Below are 6,836 nucleotides of genomic sequence, written 5' to 3'. Positions count from 1 at the left end.
GACCAGGACGACGGGGCGGGGATGGGCTGCGGAGGGCTTGCAGGAGTAGTCGTTCCAGCCGCGGGCGGCGGGCCGGGCGGCGGGCGGTGTTCAGGCCGTCAGTTCCGTGATCAGGGATGTCGCCTCGCCGATGAGTGCCACCTCGTGCGGGCTCATCGTCGGGTTGGCGGCGCGTTGCGCGGCGGCCTCGGCGAGGTGGGGGGCGGGGATTCCGCCGGACGCGGAGAGGCGCGGCAGCAGGGCGTCCAGCAGGGCGCGGGCGCCCGCCGACGCGCCGGAGCGGGGGTCGACCGCCACCTGGGCCAGGATCAGGGACGACATGGCCCGGTCCGCGGCCGGAGCACCCTCCCTGGTGTTGCTCCAGTCGATCACCACCGGGCCCCGGTCCGTCAGCATCACATTGCCCGGATGCAGGTCGAGATGGAGGATCCGGTCCTCTGGATGCGGGGAGAGCCGGGCCGGAACGGTGTGGAGTTCGGCGAGCAGTCCGGCCAGCACGGCCGCCGCGTCGGCCGCCGACAGGTCGCCGCCGAGCAGGGAGTCCAGCATCGTCGGGCCGGTCAGGCGTTGCAGCATCAGATCGCAGGGGGGCGTCCCGGCGTCCCGGGGGCCGAGGCGGGGGAGCGGGTAGCCGTGTGCGCCGAGGTAGGACATGACCATCCATTCGGGAGTGGCGTCCATGCCGTCGCGGTAGCGGCGCAGGACCCACTTCTCGTCGAGTGCGTACACATCGGCGGACCGTCCCGCACCCAGTAGCTCACCAATTCGCATGGGGCGAACCTACGGGGACGGACGCCGGGTGCGGTGGTGTGGTGGCGGTACGGGGCCTACGGCGCTGGTCAGGGGCCCCATAACGCGAAGTGAGGGGGCGGACGGGATCTCCTGGGGATGACGTGTACGCGGCTACCTTGGCGGCAATTCCCCCGAAGTCAAGGAGAGTTCCGTGGAGAGATCCATGCTCCGCAGACGTGCCCTGGCCGCGTGTACCGCCACCGTGGCCGTCGGTGTGCTCGCGCTGGCAGGCCTGACCGGCAGCGCGTCCGCCGATCCGGCCCCCGACCTCCGTACCCCCACCGCCACCGGGGCCGAGCAGCTCTCGCCCGGTCTGCTGAAGGCCATGCGGCGCGATCTCGGGCTGAGCGCCGACGAGGCGCGCGCCCGGATCGGCCACGAGAGCCGGGCGGCGGCCGTCGCCGCCGGGCTGAAGCGCACCCTCGGCGCGGACTTCGCCGGTGCCCGGATGAGCGGTGACGGCGCGGCCCTGACCGTGGCCACCACCGACGCCTCGGACGCCGCCCGGATCCGCGAGGCCGGTGCCAGGCCCGTCGTCGTCGAGCACAGCCTGGCCGAACTCGACGCGGCCAAGGCGGCGTTGGACCGGGTGGCGCTGCTCGACGCCCCCTCGGGCGTGCCCGTCTGGTACGTCGACGTGGCCACCAACCGGGTCGTCCTGGAGGCCGCCCGCACCTCCGCCGCCGATCGGTTCCTCGCCGATGCGGGGGTGTCGCGGGACAGGGTGATGGTGCGTCGATCCAGTGAGCAGCCACGTACGTTCACCGATCTGCGCGGTGGTGACGCGTACTACATGAACGGCTCGGGACGCTGCTCCATAGGCTTCCCGGTCAAGCGCGGCAGCAGCCAGTCCGGCTTCGTCAGCGCCGGGCACTGCGGAACGCCCGGGGTCAGCACCAGCGGCTACAACCAGCAGGCGCAGGGCTCCTTCCAGGGTTCCACCTTCCCCGGCCGCGACTACTCCTGGGTCGCCACCAACACCGGCTGGACGCCGCGTGCCCTGGTGAACGGCTACGGCAGCGGCGATGTGACGGTCACCGGGTCCACCGAGGCGCTGGAGGGGGCGTCGGTCTGCCGCTCCGGATCGACGACCGGCTGGCACTGCGGGACGGTGCAGCAGCGCAACACCAGCGTCACCTACCAGGAGGGCACCGTCTCCGGGGTCACCCGCACCAATGTGTGTGCCGAACCCGGTGACTCCGGCGGCTCGTTCATCTCCGGCAGCCAGGCGCAGGGCGTCACCTCCGGCGGCTCCGGCAACTGCTCCCAGGGCGGCACGACGTACTTCCAGCCGGTCAACCCGGCGCTCCAGGCGTACGGGCTCACCCTGGTCACCAACGGCACCCCGACCGACCCGCCCACCGACCCGCCGACCGAGCCGGGCGGCACCTGGGCGGCGGGCACGACGTACGCGGCGGGCGATGTCGTGACGTACGGCTCCGACAGTTACCGCTGCCTCCAGACGCACCTGGCGCAGCCCGGCTGGACGCCGCCGAACGTGCCGGCCCTCTGGGCGCGCGTCTGACGGCCGTCCCGCGGACCAGCTCTGTGTCATGCACGTGCCCTTCCCCCACCCGAGGAATCAGCCATGACCCCAGAAACGCCCGAAGGCTCCGGCGGCGAAGCCCGCCGGATCAGCCGGAAGACCCTGCTCAAGGCCGCTCTCGTGGCCGGCACCGTCCCGCTGCTGGCGGGCGGAGGCGTCGCACTGGCCCGCGATGCCGCCGACGGCGGCCGGCCGCCGGCCCCCACGCCGAACTGCGACGACGGTGACGGCCCGACCCACGACCAGATCGAGGGCCCCTACTTCAAGCCCAACTCCCCGCTCCGCACGAGTCTGGTGACCGGCAGCACGCCCGGTGTCCGGCTGACCGTGAGCGGCTATGTCTTCGGGCGGGCCTGCCAGGCCATCCCCGGAGTGCTCCTGGACTTCTGGCAGGCCGACACCAACGGCGCGTACGACATGAGCGGATTCGCCTTCCGCGGCCACCAGTTCACCGACCAGTCGGGGGCCTTCAGCCTGACTACGATCGTGCCGGGGCTGTACCCGGGGCGCACGCGCCACATCCACGTCAAGGTCCAGGCGCCCGGCTCGGGCATCCTCACCACCCAGCTGTACTTCCCCGGCGAGCCGCGCAACAACACCGACTCCCTCTTCGACCCGGCGCTCCTGATGAACGTCCGGGACGCCGGATCGGCGAAGCAGGGGACGTTCGACTTCGTTCTCGACGTCGCCCAGACCCCGACCGATCCGCCCACCGATCCGCCGACCGACCCGCCCGGCTCCACCTGGGCGGCCGGGACGCTCTACAGCGCGGGAGACCGCGTCACCTACGGCGGCGTCGCCTACCGCTGTCTGCAGGCGCACTCGGCCATGACCGGCTGGGAACCGCCGAATGTCCCCGCGTTGTGGGAACGCGGGTAGACACGCGGACCAGCGGGGCGCACGCCGCGCCGGGTCCGGGCCGGACGCACCTTCGGCCCGGACCCTTTCCCGTCCCCGCCTCCCGTCCCGACTCCGTTCCCGGTTCCTGTCGGGGCGGGGGACCGGGCGGCGGAGTAGCCTGGATGCGTACGGCTCCCGGTGAGCCGCTCGGGTCGGCCTGCGCATCGAAGGGGGCCGGTATCGCATGGACACCTTGGTCATGGTCGTGGTCGTCCTCGCGATGATCGCGGTCGCGGCGTTCGTCATCCACCTGCTCAACGCACGGCACCGGCATCAGCATCTGCGTCCGGCGCACTACGACCACGGGCTGGCCGGGTTCGACGAGGGGCCGGGCAAGGGGCCGGACAAGGGTCCTACTTCGCGTCCGAATAGCGCTCCACCACCGCCGTAGTGAACGGAAAACGCACCGGGGTCTCGCCGAAGGCGGTCCGCCCGGCCAGCTCACCGGCGGCCCGGATCGCCGCCACCACCGCCTCCGCCTCCTCCCGGGGGCAGTGCACGATCACCTCGTCGTGCTGGAAGAAGACCAGCTCGGCACGGAGGCCCGCGGAGCGGAGCGAGCCGCGCAGGGCGGCCAGGAGCAGCAGCGCCCAGTCGGCCGCGCTGCCCTGCACCACGAAATTGCGGGTGAAGCGGCCTCGCGCGCGGGCGTTCGTCGATGCGTAACCAGGGGTGAACCCGCCATCGGCGGAGGGCGTGTCGGGGCTCTCCTGCGGGATGCCGGCCTCCTCGTACGCCCCGCTCCCGGCCGCCGGGGGACTGGTCCGGCCCAGCCACGTCCGTACGAGACGTCCCTCCTCGCCCGCCTTCGCGGCATCATCGACATAGGCCACGGCCCGCGGGAATCTCCGGCGCAGGGCGGCCAGGTTCTTCAGGCCGTCGCCCGAGGTCTGGCCGTAGACCGCGCCGAGAAGTGCGAGCTTGGCGTGGTCCCGGTCGCCGTGGAACGCCCGGTCCGACAGGGCCGTGTACAGATCGCCGTCATGGCCCGCCACCTCCATCAGGCCGGGGTCCCGGGAGATCGCGGCGAGGACCCTGGGCTCCATCTGGTCGGCGTCCGCGACGACCAGGCGCCAGCCCTCGTCGGCGACGACCGCCTGCCGTATCACCTTGGGGATCTGCAGCGCCCCTCCGCCGTTGGTCGTCCAGCGGCCGCTGACCGTGCCGCCCGGCAGGTACTCGGGGCGGAAGCGGCCGTCGCGCACCCAGTCCTGGAGCCAGCTCCAGCCGTGCGCCGTCCAGATCCGGTACAGCTTCTTGTACCGGACGAGGGGCTCCACCGCCGGGTGGTCCAGCTCCTCCAGCTCCCAGCGGCGGGTGGACTTCACCTTGATGCCGGCCTGTGCGAAGGCCTTCACCACGTCGGCGGGGAGGTCGGGGCGGACCCGTCTGCCGAAGGCGGCCGACACCTCGTCGGCCAGCTCGGCCAGCCTGCGGGGCTCGCCGCCGCCCGCGTATCGCTCGCCGAGCAGGTCGTGGAGCACGTCCCGGTGGACGTCGGCGCGCCAGGGGAGACCGGACCGGTTCATCTCGGCGGCGACCAGCATGCCGGCCGACTCGGCGGCCGTGAGCAGGCGCATCCTGCCGGGGTGCTCGGTGGTGTCGTGGCGGCGGAGCTGGTCGGCGTAGACCTGGAGGAGGCCGTCGAAGGGCAGCCGGGTGCCGGACCGGGGCTCGAAGAGCGAGGACTGCGAGCCGGGCTCCGCGGAGCGGGGCGGGGGATCGGGCGGCACGGGGGCGTTGTGCAGGCGGGCGTGGGCGGCGGCCGCCGAGCGGGGCTCGCCGAGGCGGCCCTCGTGGGCGAGCAGGAGGGATTCGGCGACCTCGATGTCGTAGCAGCGGCTCACGGGGACGCCGGCCGCGAGCAGCCGCGGGTAGATCTCGGCGGTGGAGCGCCATACCCAGCGGGTGACGTCCGGGCGGGCGCGGACCGCCGCCACGAGGTCGGGCTCGGTGACGACCGGGGCGGCGGGCAGGCCGGAGGGAGCCAGCGGGGCCAGGACGGCGCCGCCGGTCTCCGTCATGGCCAGAGCCCAACGTTCGGTCATGCCTTCGAGTCTGGCACCCGGTACTGACAACGCACGGCGGGCGGGCGGTGCGTGTCCCCCGGTCCGCGGGCGCCGGGGGCGGCGCCGGGACCGGGGGAGCGGACGGCGTCAGGAGCCGGATTCGGAGGTCCAGGTGCCCAGGGAGATCTCGGCGGTGATGCCGGGGCCGAAGCCGGCCATCAGGCCGCGGTGCCCGTCGAGGGCCGAGGCCTCGTCGAACATCCGGCCGAGGGCGTCGAGCACCACGGCGCTGGCTATGTTGCCGTACTCGGTGAGCGTGGCCCGGCTGAAGCGGAACGCCTCGGGCGGCACGTCCAGGAAGCGGCTCAGGTCGTCCAGGATGCGCGGGCCGCCCGCGTGGATGATGTAGAAGTCCATCTTGCCGGCGTTCCACTGGTGCTCCTCGGCGACCGCCTCCAGGGCCGGTGCGAGGGGTTCCATCGTTCCGGGCACCCGCTTGTCGAGCTGGAAGTGGAACCCGGTGGACCGGACCGCGTAGGAGATCCAGTCCTCGGTGTCGGGGATGACGAACGAGCCGTTGCGTTCCAGGCGTACTCCCGTGCCGCCGCTGCCGCGGAGCACGACGGCGGCTATGCCGTCGCCGAACAGCCCGTTGGACAGCAGCGACCCCACACCGAGGTCGGTGGGCTGGTAGCAGAGCGAGCAGAACTCGCAGGCCACGATCAGCACATTGGCGTCGGGGTAGGCGGTGCAGAAGTCGTGCGCCCGGTTGACGGCCGCGCCGCCCGCCGCGCAGCCGAGCTGGGCGATCGGCAGCTGCCGGGTCTCCGGGCGGAAGCCCATCTCGCCGATGAGCCACGCGGTGGGCGGCGGCATCATGAAGCCGGTGCAGGAGACGTAGACGATCAAGTCGATCTGCCGCGGCTCCAGTTCGGCCTGGTCGAGCGCCCGGCGCACGACCTCCGGCACCCGGGCCTTGGTGTGTTCCTCGTACGTGATGCTGCGGGCGTCGAACCCCGGGTGCTGCAACACCTTGTCGATCGGCTGGATCAGATGCCGCTTCTGCACCCCGGTGTGTTCGATCAGACGAAGGACCAGGTCGATCTGCGGATGGTCGCCGTGCAGCCGTTCCGCCAGCTCAAGGGTTTCCTCGTTGGTGATGACGTACTCGGGAACCGCGATGGCCGGCTTGCAGAGAACCGCCATGGAACTCCTCCTAGCGGACTTGGTCCACACGGCCGGCCCGAGGGGGTTCCGGGGCGTTCGCCTGCCGGAGACGGCCACTGCGGCTCCGTACACGCGGCGTTGCGCGGACGGTGGAGCGCTGGTGGATTCCGGCGCCGGGTCAGGTACCCCTGGAACGGGCGCGGACGGGCCGACCTCGAAGACTGAGTTCCAGCCGTTCATGGGCGGAGCCAGGTTCCGCCACGGCTGGGGTGGCCGTCGGGTTCACGCTACGGCAGGCGGATCGGGGCCGCACGTCGAGCGCGGGGCGGCGCGCTCGGAGGCCGTACGCGGAGGGTGTGCGACCCGGCGTACGGCGGTTCTCGTGCCGGGGGTCTCGCGGGGGGCCGGCGCCCCCGGCACCC

Annotated in this window: 6 protein-coding genes; 3 read left to right on the top strand and 3 right to left on the bottom strand. The window is 72.7% G+C overall.

Annotated features, from left to right (window positions below):
• Positions 1–90: 90 nt before the first annotated feature.
• Entirely contained in the window at positions 91–771 is a 681-nt protein-coding gene (locus tag ACWCPY_RS42640; RefSeq protein WP_451274511.1) for a phosphotransferase, read from the bottom strand.
• A 184-nt stretch (positions 772–955) separates the two neighbouring features.
• Between ACWCPY_RS42640 and ACWCPY_RS42635 the strand changes: the two genes are divergently transcribed.
• From ACWCPY_RS42635 to ACWCPY_RS42625, 3 genes are all read left to right on the top strand, one after another.
• Entirely contained in the window at positions 956–2,317 is a 1,362-nt protein-coding gene (locus ACWCPY_RS42635; RefSeq protein WP_451274509.1) for an alpha-lytic protease prodomain-containing protein, read from the top strand.
• A gap of 63 nt (positions 2,318–2,380) precedes the next feature.
• A complete protein-coding gene (locus ACWCPY_RS42630; RefSeq protein ID WP_451274507.1) occupies positions 2,381–3,217 on the top strand; it encodes a dioxygenase family protein in 837 nt (278 codons plus the stop codon).
• 205 nt (positions 3,218–3,422) lie between these two features.
• Complete coding sequence (locus ACWCPY_RS42625) at positions 3,423–3,629, top strand: hypothetical protein (RefSeq protein WP_451274505.1); 207 nt, start codon at positions 3,423–3,425, stop codon at positions 3,627–3,629.
• Here the strand turns inward: ACWCPY_RS42625 and ACWCPY_RS42620 are convergent.
• Together ACWCPY_RS42620 and ACWCPY_RS42615 are read right to left on the bottom strand one after the other, a co-directional pair.
• A complete protein-coding gene (locus tag ACWCPY_RS42620) occupies positions 3,592–5,286 on the bottom strand; it encodes a bifunctional 3'-5' exonuclease/DNA polymerase (protein WP_451274503.1) in 1,695 nt (564 codons plus the stop codon). The two genes, ACWCPY_RS42625 and ACWCPY_RS42620, sit on opposite strands and share 38 nt — an antisense overlap.
• A gap of 108 nt (positions 5,287–5,394) precedes the next feature.
• Entirely contained in the window at positions 5,395–6,453 is a 1,059-nt protein-coding gene (locus tag ACWCPY_RS42615) for a type III polyketide synthase (RefSeq protein WP_451274501.1), read from the bottom strand.
• Between the last annotated feature and the right edge of the window lie 383 nt (positions 6,454–6,836).

This window comes from Streptomyces sp. NPDC002403 (genome assembly GCF_053593015.1).
The sequence above is the reverse complement of the archived record's forward strand: the minus strand, read 5'-3'. Positions and strand labels throughout refer to the sequence as shown.

What these genes read in the sequence shown, in the direction of transcription:
- ACWCPY_RS42640 (WP_451274511.1), bottom strand. Translation starts at nt 771, where the DNA reads ATGCGAATTGGTGAGCTACTGGGTGCGGGACGGTCCGCCGATGTGTAC.
- ACWCPY_RS42635 (WP_451274509.1), top strand. Translation starts at nt 956, where the DNA reads ATGCTCCGCAGACGTGCCCTGGCCGCGTGTACCGCCACCGTGGCCGTC.
- ACWCPY_RS42630 (WP_451274507.1), top strand. Translation starts at nt 2,381, where the DNA reads ATGACCCCAGAAACGCCCGAAGGCTCCGGCGGCGAAGCCCGCCGGATC.
- ACWCPY_RS42625 (WP_451274505.1), top strand. Translation starts at nt 3,423, where the DNA reads ATGGACACCTTGGTCATGGTCGTGGTCGTCCTCGCGATGATCGCGGTC.
- ACWCPY_RS42620 (WP_451274503.1), bottom strand. Translation starts at nt 5,286, where the DNA reads ATGACCGAACGTTGGGCTCTGGCCATGACGGAGACCGGCGGCGCCGTC.
- ACWCPY_RS42615 (WP_451274501.1), bottom strand. Translation starts at nt 6,453, where the DNA reads ATGGCGGTTCTCTGCAAGCCGGCCATCGCGGTTCCCGAGTACGTCATC.